The organism is Streptococcus suis, from assembly GCF_002960425.1.
In the GTDB taxonomy this organism is placed as follows: Bacteria; Bacillota; Bacilli; order Lactobacillales; family Streptococcaceae; genus Streptococcus; species Streptococcus suis_S.
On record NZ_POIZ01000103.1, the window covers coordinates 1 to 203 of the forward strand.

General features: G+C 38.9%; 1 pseudogene. It reads left to right on the forward strand.

From position 1 onward, the window contains the following. Window positions 1–203 (forward strand): annotated as a pseudogene (locus C1G57_RS10945) (IS5/IS1182 family transposase); the annotation flags it as partial.

Below are 203 nucleotides of genomic sequence, written 5' to 3' on the forward strand. Positions count from 1 at the left end.
AGTGAAGAAAATTATAGCTTTATCGTTGATGACCTGGAGAAAACACCTCTGATTCCCTACGGAACATATCAGAAAGAGCAGAAGAAAAGCTATAAGAAGAGTGATGCCAATCCTGAAAACTGGACTTACTTAGAAGATTCTGACCAGTGGATAAAACCAGATGGGGTTGTCTACTCGTTTAAGAATTATTCACGAAGAACACC